The sequence below is a fragment of the Agromyces sp. NPDC060279 genome, from assembly GCF_042726785.1.
Classification (GTDB): Bacteria; Actinomycetota; Actinomycetes; order Actinomycetales; family Microbacteriaceae; genus Agromyces.
In genome coordinates this window covers 1,644,882-1,663,550 of sequence record NZ_JBHXBK010000001.1, presented here as the reverse complement: position 1 = coordinate 1,663,550, position 18,669 = coordinate 1,644,882, and the positions used below count along the sequence as shown (strand labels likewise).

The following is an 18,669-nucleotide window of genomic DNA, read 5'->3' as shown; positions in this document are numbered from 1 at the left end:
GAGAGCAAGCATTGTGGGGGGGGGAGAAAGGAGGGGGGTGGTCATCAGGGGGAGCCCTGGTGGGCGGGAGGGCTCCCTGGGCTCCCCCCCCACCACCCCCCCCCCCCACCGCCCATCCGCCCGCGCCGACGCGCGTCCCCAGCCCGCATCCGAGCCATCGACGGAGCCACATGAACGACCTCGCCCTCGTGGGCGGCACCATCGCCACCCTGCACCCCGGCACGCCGGACGCCGAAGCACTGCTCATCGAGCACGGCGCCGTGCGCGTCGTCGGCACCACCGAGGAGGTGCTCGCCGCCGCCCGGCCCGGCACCCCCGTCGTGGAGCTCGACGGCCGCACTGTGCTGCCCGGCCTCATCGACTCGCACACCCACGTCGAGTTCTGCGCCCTGAGCCGCGACTGGCTCGACGTGCGGCGGGCGCCCCGCGCCGAGACGCTCGCCCGGCTGGCCGCGGCCGTCGCCGACGGCGTCGACGGCTGGCTCGTCGCACAGGGCACCTACGGCCAGGACCTGCCGAGCCGAGACGAACTCGATGCGGTCTCCCGCGAGGTGCCGATCCTCGTGCGCGAGAGCATGCACCGGCTCACCGCGAACACGGCGGCCCTGGAGCGGGCCGGACTCGTCCGCGGCGCCACCTCGCCCGTCGGCACCCTCGTCGTGATCGGCGAGGACGGTGCCCCGAGCGGCATCGTCGAGGAGGGCTACCACCTCTTCCCCGTGCCGGCCCCGCCGCCCGAGCGGCTGCGGGCGATGCTGCGCGACGAGCTGCGCGAGTCCTTCGCCAGGCACGGTGTGACCACCATCTACGAGCTGCCGGCGACGGCCGACGGCATCCGTGCCTACCAGGCGCTCCGCGCCGCCGGCGAGCTGCCCGCCCGGCTCAGCCTCACGCTGACCGTCGCACCCGGCCTCCACGCCATCCTCCGCTCACCCGAGCAGCTCGCCGAGACGGGGCTCGCCTCCGGCTTCGGCGACGAGCGGCTCTGGCTCGGCGGGCTGAAGGTGTTCCTCGACGGCGACGACACCTCCGCGTTCGACTCGGCGCACCTCGACAAGAGCCCGGGGCACTGGAGCACGAACACCCGCCAGTACGCCGAGATCGTGCACCTGCTGACCGTCGCGCACCGCGCCGGGCTGCAGGTGTGGATCCACGCGATCGGCGACCTCGCCCAGCACCTCGCCCTCGACGCGATCGAGGAGGCCGCGCGCGTCGCCGGCCCCGGCGACCGCCGCACGCGGCTCGAGCACGCCGCGAACCTCTGGGTCGACGACGCGATCGTGCGCCGGATGCGCGAGCTCGAGGTGATCGCGGTGCCGACGGCGGGCTTCATCCACGCCGATGCCGGCACCGGCGTCTACGCGTACCGCACGCTCGTCGAGGCGGGCATGCGCCCGCCGGGCAACTCCGACACGGGGGGCACGCAGCCCTTCGCGACGAACCCCTGGTTCGGCGTGGCGCGCATGCTCGACCGGCGCACCGGCTCCGGCGTGATCGTCGCCCCCGAGGAGGCGGTCGACGTGCACACCGCGGTGCGCACCTACACCGAGTTCGCCGCGGAGGCCGGGTTCAACGAGCGCCGCATCGGCGCGCTGGGAATCGGCATGCACGGCGACTGCGCCGTCTACGCCGAGGACCCGCGCACCCTGTCGCCCGAGCGGCTCGCCGGCCTCGAGGCCGAGCTGACCGTCGTCGGCGGCGAGGTCGTGTGGCGGCGGGAGGACTCGGCATGAGCTCCGCGCGCTCGCGCGGCTGGGCCGTGCTGCTGCTGCTCCCGGCGCTCGTCGTGGTGCTCGTTTTCTTCGTGTACCCGGTGTTCGCGCTCTCGGCGCGGAGCTTCCTGGAGCCCACGCCGGGCTTCGGCCAGTACGTCGACCTCGTCACGAACGAGACGACCGTGACGATCCTCGTGCGCACCCTCGTGGTCGCCCTGCTCGTGACCGTCGTCACGCTCCTGCTCGCGTACCCGTACGCGTACCTGATGAGCCTCTGCGGCCCCGGGATGCGCACCTTCCTGCTCTTCCTCGTGCTGCTGCCGTTCTGGTCGAGCCTCATGGCGCGCACCTTCGCGTGGATCGTGCTGCTGCAGCCGAGCGGCCCGGTCGCCGGGTTCCTCGGCTTCATCGGCCTCGACGGGGTTAAGCTGCTCGGCTCACAGCTGGGCGTCACGATCGCGATGACTCAGGTGCTGCTGCCGTTCATGGTGCTGCCGCTGTTCAACACGATGACCGGCATCGACCGGCGGCTGCTGAGCGCGGCGCACTCGATGGGGGCCTCGCGCTTCCGCGCCTTCCGCACCGTGTACCTGCCGCTGTCCGTGCCGGGCGTCGCCGCGGGCTCGGTGCTCGTCTTCATCCTGAGCCTCGGCTTCTGGGTGACGCCGCGGCTGATCGGCTCGCCGCAGCAGTCCCTCGTCGGCCAGCTGATCGAGACGAAGGTCGGCAAGCTGCTCGACTTCCCGGGCGCCGGGGCCATCTCGGTCGTGCTGCTCGTCATCACGGTCGTGCTGCTGCTCGCCGTCGGCGGCGGGGTGCGCGCGCTCGTGCCGGGCGCGAAGACGGACGGAGGCCGCGACGATGGATGAGACCACCCGCGCCGGCTGGGGCCTGCGCCTCTGGGCGATCCTCGTCGCCGTGCTGCTCGTCGCGCCGCTGCTCGTGGTCGTGCCGATCTCCTTCGCGGAGAAGCGGAGCTTCAAGTTCCCCCCGGACGGCCTCTCGGTCGACTGGTACGTGAACCTTTTCACCGACCAGCGCTGGACCTCGGCGATCGGCACCTCGATCCTCGTCGGCGTGCTCGTCACCCTGATCTGCACCGTGCTCGGCACGGCGGCGGCCCTCGGCATCCACCGCCTCGGCGGCCGCGTCGCCGCCCTCGCGACGGGCGTGCTCGTCGCGCCGATGATCGTGCCCGGCATCGTCTCGGCGGTCGCGATCTACTCGGTGTACCTGCGCTGGCAGCTCACGGGCAACCTGCTCGGCTTCCTGCTCGCGCACACGGTGCTCGCGATCCCCTTCGTCATCGTGACGGTGACGTCGAGCCTCAGCACCACCGACCCGATGCTGGAGCGCGCCGCGGCGAGCCTCGGCGCGGGCCCGTGGCGCACCTTCGTCAGGGTCACGCTGCCGGCGATCGCGCCGGGCGTGGGCGCGGGGGCGCTGTTCGCCTTCGTGACCTCCTTCGACGAGGTCGTCGCGGCGAGCTTCCTGCAGTCGCCCGCGATCCGCACCCTGCCGATCGAGATGTTCGTCAGCGTCACGAACGAGGTCGACCCCACGATCGCGGCCGTCTCCACCGTCATCCTCGCCCTCACCACGGCGATCGTCCTGTTGCCGGCCTTCACCCGCCGGCGCTCCAGCCAGAAAGCGAGCAGCTCATGACCGACCGCAGCGCCACGGCCGCGCAGCCGGCCCCCACCACGCGCACCGGCGGGGTGCGCCTCGACCGGGTCACGAAGCGCTTCCGCTCGGGCACGATCGGCGTCGACGACGTCTCCCTCACCGTCGAGCCCGGCGAGTTCGTCACGTTCCTCGGCCCGAGCGGCTCGGGCAAGACGACGACGCTGAACACGATCGCGGGCTTCGCGAAGCCGAGCTCGGGCCGGATCGAGATCGCCGGTGCCGACGTCACGGCGCTGCCGCCGAGCAAGCGCAACCTCGGCGTCGTGTTTCAGAACTACGCGCTCTTCCCGCACATGACGGTGCGCGAGAACATCGCCTTCGGCCTGCACGGCCGGGGGCTGTCGAAGGCCGAGATCGGCGCGCGCATCGAGGAGTCGCTCGCGATGGTGCGCCTCGACGGCCTGGGCGACCGCACGCCGAAGCAGATCTCGGGCGGGCAGCAGCAGCGCGTCGCCCTCGCCCGCGCGCTCGTCTACCGGCCTCCGGTGCTGCTCATGGACGAGCCGCTCGGCGCGCTCGACAAGGCCCTCCGCGACCGGATGCAGGTCGAGATCAGCCGCATCCACCGGGAGGTCGGCACGACGTTCCTCTTCGTCACGCACGATCAGGGCGAGGCGCTCGGCCTCTCCGACCGGATCGTGCTCTTCGACCGGGGCCGCGTGGTGCAGGTCGGGACGCCCGCGGAGCTGTACGAGCGGCCCGCCTCGCTCTTCGCTGCCGAGTTCCTGGGCGAGTCGAACGTGTTCCGGGGCGAGCTCGCGGGTCCCGGCGCGCTGCGCTTCGGCGAGCAGACGCTGCGCTTCACGGGCGACGGCCCGGCGAGCGGCTCGGCCGCGGTCGTCGTGCGCCCCGAGCGGCTGCGCCTCGTCAGGGCGGCGGATGCCTCGGGCGGTGCGGGCTCGGGCGGCGAGAACCGGGTCGAGGCGCGGGTCGTGAACATCGCGTACTTCGGCGCGTTCCGCCGGGTGACCCTGCGCTACGCCGACGGCTCGGGCGGCCTGCTGCACGACGGCGTCGACGCTCCCGCCCCGATCGCCCTCGGCGACACGGTCGTGGTCGGCTGGGACGCCGAGCACGCCGTCGTCGTGCCTGCTCCCGTGGCCTCGGAGCGGGCGGCGTGAGCGGCATCGTGGCGGACGAGGCATCCCTCGTTCCCGGCCCCGCCGTCGCGTACCGCGGCGCCCGCGTGCTCGTCGACGAGGAGGACGCACCCCGCCCCGCCGAGCTGCTCGTGCGTGACGGCCGCATCGTGCGCGTCGCCGAGCCCGGCGGGATCCGCGACGCCGACGAGACGGTCGAGCTCGACGGGCTCGTCGTGCTGCCCGGCTTCGTCGACGGGCACTGCCACCTCGAGCTCACCGTGCAGGCGCTCGAGCACCACGTGCCGCTGCACGGTCACCGCAGCCTCGCCGAGATGTTCGACGTGCTCGCCGCCGCGCGCCGGGCGAAGCCCGAGGGCTGGATCATCGGCCGCGGCCCCTTCGGGCTGCAGCGCGACGTGGCCGAGGGCCGGCTGCCGCACCGGGTCGAGCTCGACCGGGTGAGCCCGGCGCAGCCAGTCGTCGTGCTCGCCGGCCTCCACGTCGCCTGCCTGAACACGGCCGCGATGCGCGAGCTCGGCCTCGCCGACCCCGACGCGCTGCCCGACTGGATCACCGTGCACCGCGACGCGGACGGCCCCACGGGCGTCTTCACCGAGGTGTGGGACCGGCTGCCCACGTGCACCGTCGAGGAGGCGATGGCCGCGCTCCGCGCCCACGCCGTGCCGGTGTTCGCCCGCCAGGGCACCACGAGCCTCAGCACGATCTCGACCTCGGCCGACGACGTGCGCGCCCTGCACCGGCTGGCGCAGGCGGGTGAGCTGCCGTTCCGGGTGCGCTGGTTCACGCACGTGCCGCGCACCGCGAGCCTCGACGAGGTGCTCGCCTGGGGCCCCGAGTCGGGCTTCGGCGACGAGTGGCTGCGCTTCGGTGGCGTGAAGATCTTCGTCGACGGCGAGGGCGGCGACGGGCTCGGCCATGCTCGCGACGACGTCAAGTGGGCGCCGGAGGAGCTCGCGCGCTTCGTCGACCGGGCGGATGCCGCGGGGGTGCAGCTCATGATGCACGCCGTCACGCCCCGGGCCATCCGCCTCGCCTGCGACGCCGTGAGCGCGGCCCGCCGCGTGCGGCCCGCACGGGTGCGGCACCGGATCGAGCACGGCGGCGACTACGTCGACCTCGCGGATCTGCCGCGGATCGCGGCCGCCGGGGTCGGGCTCGTCGCGACGCCGCACTTCGCGACCTCGTCCGACGCCGACCGGGAGGGCTTCCAGCCGCTTGCGAGCCTCGTCGCCGCCGGCCACCGGGTGATCGGCGCGACAGATTCGACGGGCACCGTGCCCGACGCGGTCGGCCCGCTCGCGAACATCGCCGGCGCGGCCGGACGCACCGGCGCCGACGGCGGGCCCTCGCCCGAGCGGATCCCCGTGCGCGACGCCGTGCGGATGTTCACGAGCTGGGCGGCCGAGGGCGTCGGCGAGGAACGGGAGAAGGGGCGGATCGCTCCCGGCCTGCGCGCCGACCTCGTGGTGCTCGACGCCGACCCCTACACGGTCGCGCCCGGCGAGATCGGCGGGATCGGCGTCGAGCGCACGATCGTCGGCGGCCGCACGGTCGCGGAGCGCCGGTGAGCGCCGGCCGCGCCCGCACGACATATCGTCCGGACGGAGTCCGGAAAGCCAGCAGTTGGACGGTGGCGCCCCGGCCGGGGCGTCCCGCATGATCGAACGGACGGCCGTCGTCGGACGGAACGTCGCAAGGAGGCAGGGATGACGGGCAACGGCGGAGTGTCGTGGTGGTGGCAGCAGCTGGGGCTCCCGGCGCCGCGCAAGGGACTCGACGGCGATCTCGACGTCGACGTCGCGATCGTCGGCGGCGGCTACACGGGCCTCTGGACGGCGTACTACCTGAAGACGCTGCAGCCCGACCTCCGGGTCGTCGTGCTCGAGGCGCGCTTCGCGGGCTTCGGCGCCTCCGGGCGCAACGGCGGATGGCTCACCAACTCCGTGACCGGCGGCCGGGAGCGCTACGCGAAGTCGCACGGCCGGCAGGCCGCCATCGCCCAGCAGCGCGCCCTGAACGAGACGGTCGACGAGGTCGCCCGGGTCGCTGAGGCCGAGGGCATCGACGCCGACCTCGTGAAGGGCGGCGAGCTCAACGTGGCGTACGCCCCCGCCCAGCTGGCACGCCTGCAGGCCTTCGCCGCGGCGGAGGCCGAGTGGCCCGGCGCCGACGTCGAGCTGCTCTCGGCCGAGGCATCCGCCGCCCGCGTCAACGTCGCCGGCACGCTCGGCGGCGTGTGGCACCCGCACTGCGCCCGCGTGCACCCGGCGAAGCTCGCCCGCGGCCTCGCCGCCGCGGTCGAGGCGCTCGGCGTGCCGATCCTCGAGCAGACGCTCGTCACCGAGATCCGTCCGGGCGAGGCCGTCACCGAGCGCGGCGTCGTGCGCGCGGGGCACGTGCTGCGCGCGACCGAGGGCTTCACGGCGAATCTGAAGGGCGAGCACCGGCGCTGGCTGCCGATGAACTCCTCGATGATCGTGACCGACCCCATCCCCGCCGCGGTGTGGGACGAGCTCGGCTGGGCCGGCCGCGACACCCTCGGCGACTTCGCGCACGTCTACATGTACGCGCAGCGCACGGCCGACGACCGCATCGCGTTCGGCGGCCGCGGCGTGCCGTACCGCTACGGCTCGCGCGTCGACACCGACGGGGCCACCCAGGCGCAGACGATCGAGTCGCTCACGGCGCTGCTGCGCCGCTTCTTCCCCGCCGCGGCCGACGTGCCGATCGCGCACGGCTGGGCGGGCGTGCTCGGCGTGCCGCGCGACTGGGCCGCCACGGTGGGACTGGATGCCTCGACCGGGCTCGGCTGGGCCGGCGGCTACGTCGGCACGGGCGTGACCGCGACGAACCTCGCCGGGCGCACCCTCGCCGACCTGGTGCTGCAGCGCGACACCGAGCTCGTGCGGCTGCCCTGGGTGGGGCACCGCGCGCGCAAGTGGGAGTTCGAGCCGCTGCGCTGGCTCGCCGTGCAGGGCATCTACGGGCTCTACCGCAACGCCGACCGGGCCGAGTTCGCCGGGCGCCGCACGACCGCGCCGACCGCCAGGCTCGCCGACCTCATCGCCGGACGGCACTGAGGCCGCGCACGGCACCGGGCCACGATTCCACGCTCACGAGAGGAACCAGCATGACCGTCGAGTTCGTCATCCAGTCCCAGCCGCTCGCCACCGACCTCGGCGAGCCGGCCCCGAAGCCGACCGCCACGACGCCGGGCGTCGTCGAGGCGACGAGCCCGCTCTGGAGCGGGGGCGGTACCGAGGTGGGCTTCTGGGAGTGCTCGCCCGGCAGCTTCACGGCCCGCCGCGACGGCTACACCGAGATCTGCCAGATCCTCTCGGGCTCCGTCACCGTCGAGACGACGGGCGGGCAGCGGGCCACCATCGGCGCGGGCGACACGCTCGTGATGCCGAGCGGCTGGGAGGGCGTCTGGCACGTGCACGAGACGCTGCGCAAGACCTACATCACGATCGACGACTGAGCGGGGCCACGCCCGCGGGCACGAGTCTCGGCACGAGCCGCACCAGCACGAGCAGGCACACCAGCTCGACGAGCGTCTGCGTGACGACCGCGAGCGGGGCGATCGCGAGGCTCGCCGGCAGGGCGAGGGCGAGCGGGAGCACGACGAGCGAGTTCCGGGTGACCCCGCTGAAGACGACGGCGCGAGTGCGCGGGACGTCGAGGCGGGCCATCCGCCCCGCCAGGATGCCGACGCCCACCATGACCGCGGCGAAGCCGAGGGAGAGGGGCACGAGCCGCGCGACCGCGACGGCCTCGGCGCCGACCGCCGCGATCTGCGAGCCGACGACGACCGCGAGCGTCAGCATCAGCAGCGGGGTCATCGCCCCGGCCAGGCCCCGCTCGAGCGCGCGGGCGGTTCGGTAGCGCCGGGCGAGCGCCTGCACGAGGACGGCCGCGGCGAGCGGCACGACGATGATCACGAGGAACGCCTCGAGGAACGGCCAGGGGTCGAGGAGGGCGAGCGCGTCCGCGCCCGCGAACAGCCAGAGGAAGCCGGGCAGCAGCACGAGCTGCAGCACCATGAGCAGCGGGGTCGCGGCGAGGAGCCGGTCGCGCGCCCCGCCGGCGAGGCCCGTGAACACGATCACGTAGTCGACGCACGGCGTGAGCAGCACGAGCAGCACGCCGAGGAGCAGGCCCCGGTCGTCGGCGACGAGGCGCGAGAGGCCGAAGACGAGGAGCGGCACCGCGACGAAGTTCACGAGCAGCACCGTGCCGAGGAAGCGGGCGTCCCGCAGCGCACGCCCGACGCCGTCGATCGGCACGCCCAGGAACGTCGCGAACAGCAGCAGGGCCAGCACCGGATTCGTCGCCGAGGAGAGCGCCGGGGCGACGGCCGGCGCCGTGAGGCCGATCGCCGCGCCCCCGAGGATGGCGGCGATGGCGAGCGCGAGCTGGTGCCGGTCCCACCACTCGATCGCCCGCCGCACCGCTCCAGCCTAGGGACGACCGGGCCGGGATGGCGTGCGCCGCCCGTCTGCGCCACTTCGACCGCGCTGCGCCAGTACAGATGGCGCGTGGAGCACGAAGTGGCGCAGACGGTGCCCGCGATGCGGAACCGACGCGGAAGCGACCCGGAAGCCGGGCTCGCCGGACTACCGCTTCAGGTTCGTGAGCTCCTGCAGCACCTCGTCGCTCGTGGTGATGATGCGGGCGTTCGCCTGGAAGCCGCGCTGCGCGATGATCAGGTTCGTGAACTCCTGCGAGAGGTCGACGTTCGACATCTCCAGGTAGCCGCTCGCGAGCTTGCCGTAGCCGGGGTCGCCGGCGGCGCCGAGCTCGACGGCGCCCGAGTTCGCGGTCGCCCGGTACGAGGAGTCGCCGGCCTTCTCGAGGCCGCCCGGGTTGACGAAGGTCGCGAGGGCGATGCGCCCGACGGCCTGCGTGGCGCCGTTCGAGAAGGTGCCCGTGATCGTGCCGTCCGGGCCGATCGAGTAGGCGTCGAGCGTGCCGGCGGGGCGGCCGTCCTGCCCGGCGACCTTCAGCGTGCTGAGGTCGGCGAAGCCGGTGACCCCGGCGAGGTCGATCGTCGCGCCCGCGACGGTGACCGAGGTGATGCCCGTCGGCTGGCCGTCGACGAAGGTCATCGCGCCGAGGTTGGTGCCGCCCGAGGCGACGTCCCAACCGGTCGCGCTGCGCGTGAACGAGAGGGTGACGCTCGTGGCGTTGCCCGAGGCGTCGTAGACGTCGATGTCGCGGACGATCTCGGTGCCGGCGGCGGCGTCCAGCGGCAGGTTGCCGGTGAACCGCACCGAGGTGGTCGGCACGGCCGGGGCGACGACACCGCGGGGGAGGGTGATGTTCTGCAGCCCGGCGCCCTGGTTCACGACGCCGTTCTGGGCCATCCAGCCCTGCACGAAGCCGCCGTTCGGCGACACCAGGCGGCCCTGCGCGTCGAAGTCGAACGAGCCGGCCCGGGTGTACAGCGTCTCGCCGCCCGCGTTGACGACGAAGAAGCCGTCGCCCGAGATCATCAGGTCGCTCGCGCGACCGGTCGCTTGCGCGGAGCCCTGGGTGAAGTTCGTGCTGATGCCGGCGATCTGCACGCCGAGGCCGATCTGGGCGGGGTTCGTGCCGCCGATCGCGGCGCCGGGCGCGCCGCCGCCCTGGATGAGCTGCGACAGCGTGTCCTGGAACTGCGTCGCCGAGCCCTTGAACCCGGTGGTGTTGACGTTGGCGATGTTGTTGCCGGTGACGTCGAGCATGGTCTGGTGGGCGCGGAGTCCGGAGATCCCGGAGAACATCGAGCGGAGCACGGTGGCGTCCTTTCGGTCGTGCGCTGGAGCGCGGGGTCGGTCGTGGTGGTCGGTGCGGTCGCGAGCGGATGCCGCGACGGGGTCAGGTGCGGACGGCGGAGAGCTTGTCGAGCGCGACGGAGACCCCGCCCACGTCGACGGTCGGGATCGGGCCGGCGAAGGACACGGAGCCGGCGACGCCCTTCACGGTCTTGCCGTCGGCGTCGAGGTACTCCACCTCCTTGCCGATCAGGGCGGCCGCGGCGGTGCGCATCTGCAGGGAGAAGGACTCCTCCTGCCGCTTCGACAGCGCCGTCAGCTGCTCCATCGTGGCGAGCTGCGTGGTCTGCCCGATCATGGCGTTGGTGTCCATGGGCGAGCTCGGGTCCTGGTTGGCGAGCTGGGTGACGAGCAGCTTGAGGAACAGCTCGCCGTCCATCTCCTGCTTCGGCCGGCGGGTCGCCACCTGGCCGGTGTACATGCTCGCACCGGCGCTGCCGGCGGTCGCGTTCACGGAGTCGACGGTCATCCGGTGCCTCCTAGGCGATCACGTCGAGGCCGGTGCCGAGCGGCATCGGTCCGGTGGGGACGGGGGTCGGGGCGAGGGCGCGCGCGGGCGCGGCGACGCGCGGCTCCTCGGCGGGGGCGGCGGTGCGGGCGTCGTCGCCGGCCTGGCGTCCGCCGTCGCGGTCCTGCGAGGCGAGGTCGAGCGAGCCGGAGAGGCCGGCGGCCGCACCGTCGCGGCGGAGGTCGCCGAGCGCCTGGCGCAGGGCCTCGCGGCCCGCGTCGCTCGGGGCATGCAGCTCGACGCGCACGTGCCCGTCGGCGCCGACGACGGCGCGCACGGTGACGGGGCCGAACTCCTCCGGCGCGACCCGCACCGACACGAGGTGCTCCCCGGGGCCGCGGCGGGCGAGCGAGACGAGGTGGCCGCCGAGCTGCTCGGCGAGCGGCGGGGCGGTCGCGGCGGAGGCTGCGGCCGGGGCCGCGGCGGGCGCCGTCGGCGCGGTGGTCGCCGCGGGCGAGCTGGGTGCGGATGCCGCGAGCGCCGCGATCCCGTCTCCCAATGCCGCCGTGGTCGGCGTCGCCGGGACCGCCGACGGAGCGGGGGCGGGGATGGCGGGGCTCGCCGCGCCGGCCGAGCCGGTCGGTGCGGTGGATGCCTCGGCCGCGGCGGAAGCGGATGCCCGGGCGTCGCCGATGGTCCGGCTCTCGCGCGCGGATGCGGCGGGTGCGGCGGATGCGGCACCGTTCGGTTCCGCGGCCGCCCGTGCGGTGCTCGAGGCAGTGCCGTCCTGCGCCCCGCCGCCCGCCCCGCCGCCGAGCTCGGAGCCCGGCCCGCCGCCGAGCCCGTCGCCGGCGATCGCGTCGGCAGGCCCGCCGCCCGCGACACCCGGGGCGCTGTTCGGCGTGCCGGCCGGGGTGCTGCTCGCCGCCGCGCCGTTCGTGCTCGGACTCGCGGCAGCCGCGGGAGCAGCGGCCGAGGCGAGCGCGGCATCGACCGCGGCGTCGCCGTCGCCCGCACCGCTCACGACGAGCGCCCCGTCCTGGACCGCACCGGGCTCGGTCTGCGCCAGCGGGAGCCCGGGCTCCGCGGAGGGAGCCGGCGCCGGGGCCGTCGGGGCGAAGGCCGCGGGGAGTGCAGCGGCGACGGTTGCATCGAGGGCGGCCTCGCTCGCCGGCTGCTGCGCGGCGCCGCTGTCGGGCGTCGTGCCGGTGCTCGTGCCACTGCCGGGCGCGGCGGTCGAGGCATCCGCCGGCTGCGCCGTGCTCGCGACGCCCGCGAGCGCGGCCGCGAAGCCGCCGTCGTGCGCCCCGCCGCCGCTCGCCGTGCCGCCGCTCGCCGTGCCGCCCGTCCGCGCGGCGGGCGCGGGCGCGGGGAGCGCGGGGGCGATCGCGGTCATGCGGCGCTCCGGAGGATGGCCTGCAGCTGGGCCGCGGCGACGAGGTCGCCGAGCCCGCCGGCGCCCTGCGCACCCGCGCCGAGGCTGGAGGCGGCTCCCACGGAACCGAGGCCGGAGCCGAGCGTGCCGAGCCCGGAGCCCAGCCCGCCCGTGCCGCCGAGGCTGAGCAGGGCGCTCAGCATGCCGGCCGTTCCGAGCCCGTTGAGCCCGCCGCCCGACGAGGCCAGCAGCGCCTGCAGCTGCGCCGCGACCTCCGCGCCGCCGAGCGCGCCGGCTCCGGCCGTGGCCGCCGCCGGAGCAGCCGCGACGGGCTGCCCGGCATCCGGCACGACCCGGCGGATCGTCAGCACGTCCGACTCGTCGAGGTAGTTCTTCTGGTACGAGACCGTGCGGCCCTCGTACGGCGCGTGCACGATCATGCCGTCGCCCGCGTAGATCACGACGTGGTCGGCGTTGTTCGTGATGATGAGGTCGCCCGGCTGAGCCTGCGCCATCGACGGCACCTCGACGCCGAGATCGGTCTGCAGCGAGACGCGGCGCTCGGCGTCGATGCCGAACTTCGCGAGCACCTGCTGCACGAGGCCCGAGCAGTCGACGCCCGAACGGTCGTTGCCGCCGAGCACGTACGGCACGCCGACCCAGGTCTTCGCCTCGGCGACGAGGTCCTCCCCGGTGACGCCCTGGGCGAGCGACCCGCTGCGGTCGAGCGAGGCGCCGGAGGCCCCGTTCGCGGCGGTGGTCCCGTTCGCGCCGAGCGCGGCGAGCAGCGCCTGGGCGAAGGCCGTGCCGTCGCTCGCGGCGGCCTGGCGGCCCTGCAGCGCGGCGACGGTCTGGCTGATCTCCTGCATGCGGGCGACGGCGTCGACGGCGGCCATCACTCCTCCCCTCCGCGGGCTCTGCGCCCGTTCGCGATCTCGTCCAGTCGGTTCTGCTCGACGCGCAGCTCGGTCGCGAGCTCGGCCTCGACGTGCGCGGCCTCCATGCGCTCGAGGGTGCGCACGCGGCGGCGCGCCTCGTCGTGCGTCAGCTTCGCCTCGTCGACCTCGGCCTCGAGCAGGGTGCTCGCGGCGAGGAGCTCGGCGAGCATCGCCTCGCTCGACGCCCGTGCCGCGGCGATCGCGCGCAGGGTCTCGAGCTGGGTGCCCGGCTCCCCGTACGCGGAGAGCTCACGATGCGCCCGGGCGCGCAGGGCCTCGCTGTCGCGCAGCTTCGCGGTGCGCGAGGCGAGCACGCTCGCCGTGCGCTCCTCCTGCACCCGCCGCACCCGCAGCAGGCCGTCCAAGCGGAATCCCTTCATGCCGCGGCACCTCCGATCGCAGCGACGAGCGCCGCGAGCGCGGCGGTGGTCTGCTCCAGCGGCGTCGACTCGCCGAGCCGTTGCCGGAGGAACGCGTCGATCGCCTGCTCGTTCGCGAGCGCCGCGTCGACGAGCGGGTTCGCGCCGGGCTGGTAGGCGCCGACGTCGATGAGGTCCTGCGCCTGGGTGCGCGCGGCGAGGGCGCGGCGCAGGGCGGCGGCATCGGCGAGCTCCGCGGGCGGGGTGATCCGGCCGGCGACGCGGGAGACCGAGCCGAGCACGTCGACCGCGGGGTAGCGTCCGGCCACGGCGATGCGCCGATCGAGCACGACGTGCCCGTCGAGCAGCGACCTGGCCTGGTCGGCGATGGGCTCGTTGTGGTCGTCGCCGTCGACGAGCACGGTGTAGAGCCCGGTGACCGAGCCGCTCGTGCCGGCGCCGGCACGCTCGAGGAGCCGTGCGAGCAGGGCGAACGTCGAGGGCGGGTAGCCGCGGGTCGCGGGCGGTTCACCGGCCGAGAGGCCGACCTCGCGCTGCGCCATGGCGACGCGGGTGAGGGAGTCCATCATGAGCACGACATGGGCGCCGCGCTCGCGCTCGTGCTCGGCGATGCGGGTGGCGAGCTGCGCGGCGCGCAGGCGCATCGGCGCCGGCTCGTCGGCCGTCGCCACGACGACCACCGAGCGGGCGAGGCCGGCGGGGCCGAGGTCGTCCTCGAGGAACTCGCGCACCTCGCGGCCGCGCTCGCCGATGAGCGCGATGACCGAGACCTCCGCCTCGGAGCCGCGGGCGATCATCGACAGCAGGGTCGACTTGCCGACGCCCGAACCCGCGAAGAGGCCGAGTCGCTGCCCGCGGCCGAGCGGCACGAGCGCGTCGAGCACGCGCACCCCGGTCTGCAGCCGGCGGTCGATGCGGGCGCGGTCGAGCGGCGGGGGCGAGGGATGCCGCAGCGGCACCTGCGCCTCGGCGCGGATCGGGCCGCGGCCGTCGATGGGGCGCCCGAGGCCGTCGATCACGCGGCCGAGGAGGCCGCGGCCGACCGGGGCGGTCGCGGTGCCCGCGACCCGGTGCACGGGCAGGCCGACGGCGGGGGCATCGAGCGGGGTGAGCAGCATGCACGAGGCCGCGCCCGGGCGCACGGCGACGACCTCCGCGGAAGCCCCGCCGAGCTCGACGACCTCGCCCACCGCGAGCGGCAGGCCCTCGACCTCGAGCGCGAGCCCGACGGCGCTGCGCACCCGGCCGAGGCGGGCCGGTCGGGCCGCGTCCAGCGCGGAGCGGAAGGCGGGGGCCTCGAGGAGCGTCGTCATCGCGACTCCCGGATGGCGCGGCGGGCCCGGTCGAGGGCCGCGGCGATGCGGGCGTCGACGAGGCCGTCGGGCAGTTCGGCGACGGCGTCCGCCTCGCCGAGGGCGGCGTCGGCGACGAGTTCGAGGTGCTCGGGCGCCGCGTCGGCGACGCGGGCGAGGGCGGAAGGATGCATCCGCACGCGCACGACGAGCGCGGCGTCGTCGTGATCGAGCGCCCGGCCGAGGGCCGCCCGGGCCGCGCCGTCCGGGTCCGCGGCGAGCTCGGCGCCGAGCACCGTCTCGGCGAGGGCGAGCGCGCCCTCCGCGAGCTGCCGCTCGGCTGCGGCGAGCACCGGCAGCGCGGCCGCTTCGAGCACCGTGCGGGCGAGCACGAGCGCCTCGATCGCGGCCCGGTGCTCGGCGTCGCGGCGCGCCTCACGCTCGGCGGCCTGCGCGGCGATCGCGCTCAGCAGCTCCTCGCGCTCGGCCTCGGTGCGTCGGCGCGCGGCGGCGAGCCCCTGCGCGTAGCCGCGCTCCTCGGCCGCGGCATCCGCCTCGCCCTGGCGCCCGATTCGCGGGAAGTCGATCGTGCCGAAGGCGGCCTCACGAGACGAACTCATCGGCGTCCCCTCGCTGCACGGTGATGCGGCCCTCCTCGGCGAGCTCGCGGATGGTGCGCACGAGCTCGGCGCGCGCCTCCTCGACCTGCGAGACGCGCACCTGGCCGAGCAGCTCGACCTCGGAGTTCAGCAGTTCGCGGTTGCGCTCCGAGAGGTTGCCGCGGATCTTCTCTTCGACGGCGGCGGGCGCCCCGCGGAGGGCGAGGGCGAGCACGCCCATGTCGATGCCGCGCACGATGAGCTGCACGTCGCGGTCCTCGAAGCGCACCAGGTCGGTGAAGGTCAGCAGCCGGCTGCGCACCTCGGCGGCGAGCTCGGGGTTGCGCTGCTCCAGCGCCTCCAGCACGGCCTTCTCGGTGGCGACGGGGGCGCGATTGATGATGTCGACGAGCGGCTGCACGCCGCCGGTCACCTCGGCGGCGCTGCGCGGGGAGATCATCGAGGCGGCGCGCGACTTCAGCACCTGGGAGACGATGGCCACGGCGGCGGGCGTCGCGCTCGACAGCCCGGCGATGCACTCGGCGACGTCGGCGCGACGGACGTCGGGCAGCGCGGCGAGGATGTTCGAGGCCTGCGGGGTGCGCAAGTGGGTGAGCACGAGGGCGACCGTCTCGGCCATCTCGGCCTCGAGCAGCGAGATGACCTGGGCGGGCTCCGCCGTGTCGAGGAACTCGAAGGAGCGCCCGGCGAGCGAGGAGGCGACGCGGTTCATCACGCCGGTGGCGCGCTCGCTGCCGAAGGAGGACTCGAGCAGCCCCTCCGCGACGTCGAGGCCGCCGCGGGCCGCGAGCCGGCCCCGCATCGCGAGCTCGTGGAACTCGGCGATCGCGTGGTCCGCGGCGTCGAGGTCGACGCGCTGCAGCCGGATGATCTCGGCGGCGATCTCCTCCGCCTCCGTCTCGCTGAACTCCTTGAGCAGCGCGGCCGCCTGGTCGCGCTCGAGGTTCATCAGCACGAGGGCGACCTTCTGGGCGCCCGTCATCGTCGCGGCGTCGTTCACCCGGCGCTCCGATCATCGAGCATGGCGCGCAGCAGCTTCGCGGTGCGCTCGGGGTCCTGCTGGGCCATCCGGGCGATGTCGCTGCGGCGGCTCTCGGCCGGGTCGGGGCCGATCGGCTCCGTCGGCGCGTCGAGGGCGATGGGCTCCGGCGCGGACTCGAGCACCTGCGTGTAGTGCGGCACGGCCTCCTCGAGCTCGAGCGGCTCGCGGCGCGGGCGCAGGCGGCGGGCGATGATGATCGCGCCGACGACGCCGACGACGAGCGTCACGAGCGCGATGGCGCCCCAGCGGATGAGTTCGGCGATGCGGTCCTGCTCGGCCTGCGCCTCGGCGGAGCGCAGCGCCTCGGTGGCCCGCTCCGAGTCGGCGGTGCTGAAGTCGACGAGCTCGACGTTCACGGCGTCGCCGCGCTGGCGGTCGATGCCTGCCGCCGCCGCGACGAGATCCTGGATCGCGTTCGAGGAGAGCCCCTTCGCCGCGGTGCGGTCGATCGCGACGGACACGGTCTGCCTGGCGACGGCGCCGGCCGGGATGCTGCGGGTCTCGGTGACCTTGTCGACGGCGTTGTTCTGCACCCGCTGCTCGGAGGTGTACGTGCCGTCGCCGCCCGTGCCGCCCGGGACCGCGATGTTGTCGGGGCCGAGCACGCCGGCCTGGGCTCCGCCCGTGCCGGTGTAGGTCTCGGTGTTCACGGACTCGTTCAGCGCGGGCGTCTCGTCGGTGCCCTCGAAGCGCTCGGTGGTGACCTCGGCTGACTCGTCGCTGATCGTCGCGGCGACCGCGACGCTGGAGTTGCCGGAACCGACGATCCGGTCGAGCATCTGCTGCACGGCCGTCGTGGTGCGGGTCTCGTAGTCGGCCGCGCGGCTCTCGGCCCCGCCCGAGGCGCCGACGCCGACCGCGGACAGCACGTTGCCGTCGGCGTCGACGACCGCGACGTCGGAGGCCTTCATGCCCTCGACCGCGGCGCTCGTGAGGTGGGTGATTGCGTTGACCTGCGTCGTCGAGAGGCTCGTACCGGCTTCGGTCTCGATGAAGACGGATGCCGTCGGGTCGACCTTCTCGGAGACGAACACGGTCTCCTCGGGCAGCGCGAGCTGCACGGAGGCCGAGCGCACGCCCTTCATCGCCTTGATCGTCGACGCGAGCTCGCCCTCGATGGCGCGCTTGTACGTCACCGACTGCTGGAAGGAGGAGGTGGTCATGCCGAGGTCGTCGAGCAGCGCGTAGCCGCCGCCGTCGGAGTTCGCCGGGAGGCCGGCGGAGGCCGCCTTGATCCGCTCCTCGTAGACGACCTGCTCGGGCACGAGGACCGTGGTGCCGCCGTCGGCGAGCTCGTAGGGCACGTTGCCGGAGCGCAGCTGCTCGACGACGGCGCTCGCGTCGGAGCCGGACAGCCCGCTGAACAGCGGCGTGTACGACGGCTTCGTGAGCCAGGCGGCGAGCCCGACGACGCCGAGCACGAGCAGGCCGACCGCGAGCACGGCGAGCACCCGCTGCGCGGTGCTGAAGCCGCCGACGAACGCACCGATCCGGGCGAGGCCGGCCTTGACGGGGGCGGGCATCAGGCCTGCATCCGCATGATCTCGTTGAAGGCCTCGACGCCCTTGTTGCGCACGGCGGCGACGAGCTCGAGCGTGACGGCCGCGCGCGAGGACGCGAGCGTGGCCTGGTGGATGTCGGTGAGGTCGCCGGTGACGGCCTTCAGCGCGAGCGTCTTCGACTCGGCCTGCAGCGCCTGGGCCCCGTCGACGGCGCCGAGCACGCCCGCGAAGGCCGCGCCGCCGGTGCCGGCGACCCCGCCCGTGCGGCTCGCGTCGGGCTCGAGGTAGCCGCTCTGCGCCACCGCCTGCACGCCGGCCTGCACGCCGTTCACTCCGGGGATGGGCATCAGCTGCGTCCGATCTGCAGGGCCGACATGTAGGTCTCGCGGGCGCGGTCGACGACGGCCGCGTTCGCCTGGTAGCCGCGCTGCGCCATGATCAGCGAGCCCATCTGGCTGGAGAGGTCGATGTCCGGGTACCGCACGTAGCCCTCCGCGTCGGCGAGCGGGTGGTCCGGCTCGTAGACCATGCGGCCCTCGGCGTCGCCGTACGCGGCGCCCTGCACGTACACGCCCGAGGTGCCCTCGCCGGCCTGGGCGATGACGTAGCGCGCCTGGAAGGCGTCGCCGTTCGTGGGCGTCGCCGTGTTGATGTTGGCGAGGTTGTCCGAGACCGCGTCGAGCCACTTGCGGTGCACGGTCAGAGCGGAGCCGGCGATGCCGATCGCGTCGAAGGTCATGGGGTCCTCCGGG

General features: G+C 74.8%; 19 protein-coding genes. 7 read left to right on the top strand and 12 right to left on the bottom strand.

What is annotated here, in order from left to right; all coding sequences use genetic code 11:
* The first annotated feature begins 170 nt into the window (after window positions 1-170).
* From ACFWE1_RS07890 to ACFWE1_RS07860, 7 genes are all read left to right on the top strand, one after another.
* Window positions 171-1,733, top strand: coding sequence for an amidohydrolase (locus ACFWE1_RS07890; protein WP_376932904.1), 1,563 nt, complete (start codon window positions 171-173; stop codon window positions 1,731-1,733).
* Complete coding sequence (locus tag ACFWE1_RS07885) at window positions 1,730-2,584, top strand: ABC transporter permease (protein WP_376932903.1); 855 nt, start codon at window positions 1,730-1,732, stop codon at window positions 2,582-2,584. The genes ACFWE1_RS07890 and ACFWE1_RS07885 overlap by 4 nt, the downstream gene beginning before the upstream one ends.
* A complete protein-coding gene (locus ACFWE1_RS07880) occupies window positions 2,577-3,380 on the top strand; it encodes an ABC transporter permease (RefSeq protein ID WP_230767314.1) in 804 nt (267 codons plus the stop codon). Before ACFWE1_RS07885 ends, ACFWE1_RS07880 begins: the two co-directional genes overlap by 8 nt.
* Complete coding sequence (locus ACFWE1_RS07875; RefSeq protein WP_376932902.1) at window positions 3,377-4,522, top strand: ABC transporter ATP-binding protein; 1,146 nt, start codon at window positions 3,377-3,379, stop codon at window positions 4,520-4,522. Before ACFWE1_RS07880 ends, ACFWE1_RS07875 begins: the two co-directional genes overlap by 4 nt.
* Window positions 4,519-6,072, top strand: a complete 1,554-nt coding sequence (locus ACFWE1_RS07870) for an amidohydrolase (protein ID WP_376932901.1) — start codon at window positions 4,519-4,521, stop codon at window positions 6,070-6,072. The genes ACFWE1_RS07875 and ACFWE1_RS07870 overlap by 4 nt, the downstream gene beginning before the upstream one ends.
* A 138-nt stretch (window positions 6,073-6,210) precedes the next feature.
* Window positions 6,211-7,584, top strand: coding sequence for an NAD(P)/FAD-dependent oxidoreductase (locus tag ACFWE1_RS07865; protein ID WP_376932900.1), 1,374 nt, complete (start codon window positions 6,211-6,213; stop codon window positions 7,582-7,584).
* Between the two features lie 50 nt (window positions 7,585-7,634).
* The gene (locus tag ACFWE1_RS07860; protein WP_376932899.1) at window positions 7,635-7,985 is read left to right on the top strand and encodes a cupin domain-containing protein; all 351 of its coding nucleotides are present in this window, start codon (window positions 7,635-7,637) and stop codon (window positions 7,983-7,985) included.
* Here the strand turns inward: ACFWE1_RS07860 and ACFWE1_RS07855 are convergent.
* The 12 genes from ACFWE1_RS07855 to ACFWE1_RS07800 form a co-directional block, all read right to left on the bottom strand.
* A complete protein-coding gene (locus tag ACFWE1_RS07855; protein WP_376932898.1) occupies window positions 7,969-8,955 on the bottom strand; it encodes an arsenic resistance protein in 987 nt (328 codons plus the stop codon). The genes ACFWE1_RS07860 and ACFWE1_RS07855 overlap by 17 nt on opposite strands.
* Window positions 8,956-9,120: 165 nt before the next feature.
* Entirely contained in the window at window positions 9,121-10,281 is a 1,161-nt protein-coding gene (locus tag ACFWE1_RS07850) for a flagellar hook protein FlgE (protein ID WP_189084205.1), read from the bottom strand.
* Between the two features lie 82 nt (window positions 10,282-10,363).
* Window positions 10,364-10,789 (bottom strand): flagellar hook assembly protein FlgD, encoded by a 426-nt coding sequence (locus tag ACFWE1_RS07845; protein ID WP_189084206.1) that lies wholly within the window; start codon window positions 10,787-10,789, stop codon window positions 10,364-10,366.
* A 10-nt stretch (window positions 10,790-10,799) separates the two neighbouring features.
* Window positions 10,800-12,164 (bottom strand): flagellar hook-length control protein FliK, encoded by a 1,365-nt coding sequence (locus tag ACFWE1_RS07840; RefSeq protein ID WP_376932897.1) that lies wholly within the window; start codon window positions 12,162-12,164, stop codon window positions 10,800-10,802.
* A complete protein-coding gene (locus ACFWE1_RS07835; protein WP_376932896.1) occupies window positions 12,161-13,039 on the bottom strand; it encodes a C40 family peptidase in 879 nt (292 codons plus the stop codon). Before ACFWE1_RS07835 ends, ACFWE1_RS07840 begins: the two co-directional genes overlap by 4 nt.
* Window positions 13,039-13,461 carry a hypothetical protein gene (locus ACFWE1_RS07830; RefSeq protein ID WP_376932895.1) on the bottom strand — a complete coding sequence of 141 codons (423 nt, stop codon included), beginning with the start codon at window positions 13,459-13,461 and terminating at the stop codon, window positions 13,039-13,041. Before ACFWE1_RS07830 ends, ACFWE1_RS07835 begins: the two co-directional genes overlap by 1 nt.
* Window positions 13,458-14,774, bottom strand: a complete 1,317-nt coding sequence (locus tag ACFWE1_RS07825; RefSeq protein WP_376932894.1) for a FliI/YscN family ATPase — start codon at window positions 14,772-14,774, stop codon at window positions 13,458-13,460. Before ACFWE1_RS07825 ends, ACFWE1_RS07830 begins: the two co-directional genes overlap by 4 nt.
* Entirely contained in the window at window positions 14,771-15,373 is a 603-nt protein-coding gene (locus tag ACFWE1_RS07820; protein WP_376932893.1) for a FliH/SctL family protein, read from the bottom strand. The genes ACFWE1_RS07825 and ACFWE1_RS07820 overlap by 4 nt, the downstream gene beginning before the upstream one ends.
* Complete coding sequence (gene fliG, locus ACFWE1_RS07815; protein ID WP_376932892.1) at window positions 15,357-16,373, bottom strand: flagellar motor switch protein FliG; 1,017 nt, start codon at window positions 16,371-16,373, stop codon at window positions 15,357-15,359. The genes ACFWE1_RS07820 and fliG overlap by 17 nt, the downstream gene beginning before the upstream one ends.
* Window positions 16,370-17,938, bottom strand: a complete 1,569-nt coding sequence (gene fliF, locus ACFWE1_RS07810; RefSeq protein WP_376932891.1) for a flagellar basal-body MS-ring/collar protein FliF — start codon at window positions 17,936-17,938, stop codon at window positions 16,370-16,372. The genes fliG and fliF overlap by 4 nt, the downstream gene beginning before the upstream one ends.
* Window positions 17,938-18,264: a flagellar hook-basal body complex protein FliE gene (locus ACFWE1_RS07805; RefSeq protein WP_376932890.1), complete on the bottom strand. Its 327-nt coding sequence runs from the start codon at window positions 18,262-18,264 to the stop codon at window positions 17,938-17,940. Before ACFWE1_RS07805 ends, fliF begins: the two co-directional genes overlap by 1 nt.
* Window positions 18,264-18,656, bottom strand: coding sequence for a flagellar basal body rod protein FlgC (locus tag ACFWE1_RS07800; protein WP_376932889.1), 393 nt, complete (start codon window positions 18,654-18,656; stop codon window positions 18,264-18,266). Before ACFWE1_RS07800 ends, ACFWE1_RS07805 begins: the two co-directional genes overlap by 1 nt.
* Window positions 18,657-18,669: the final 13 nt, after the last annotated feature.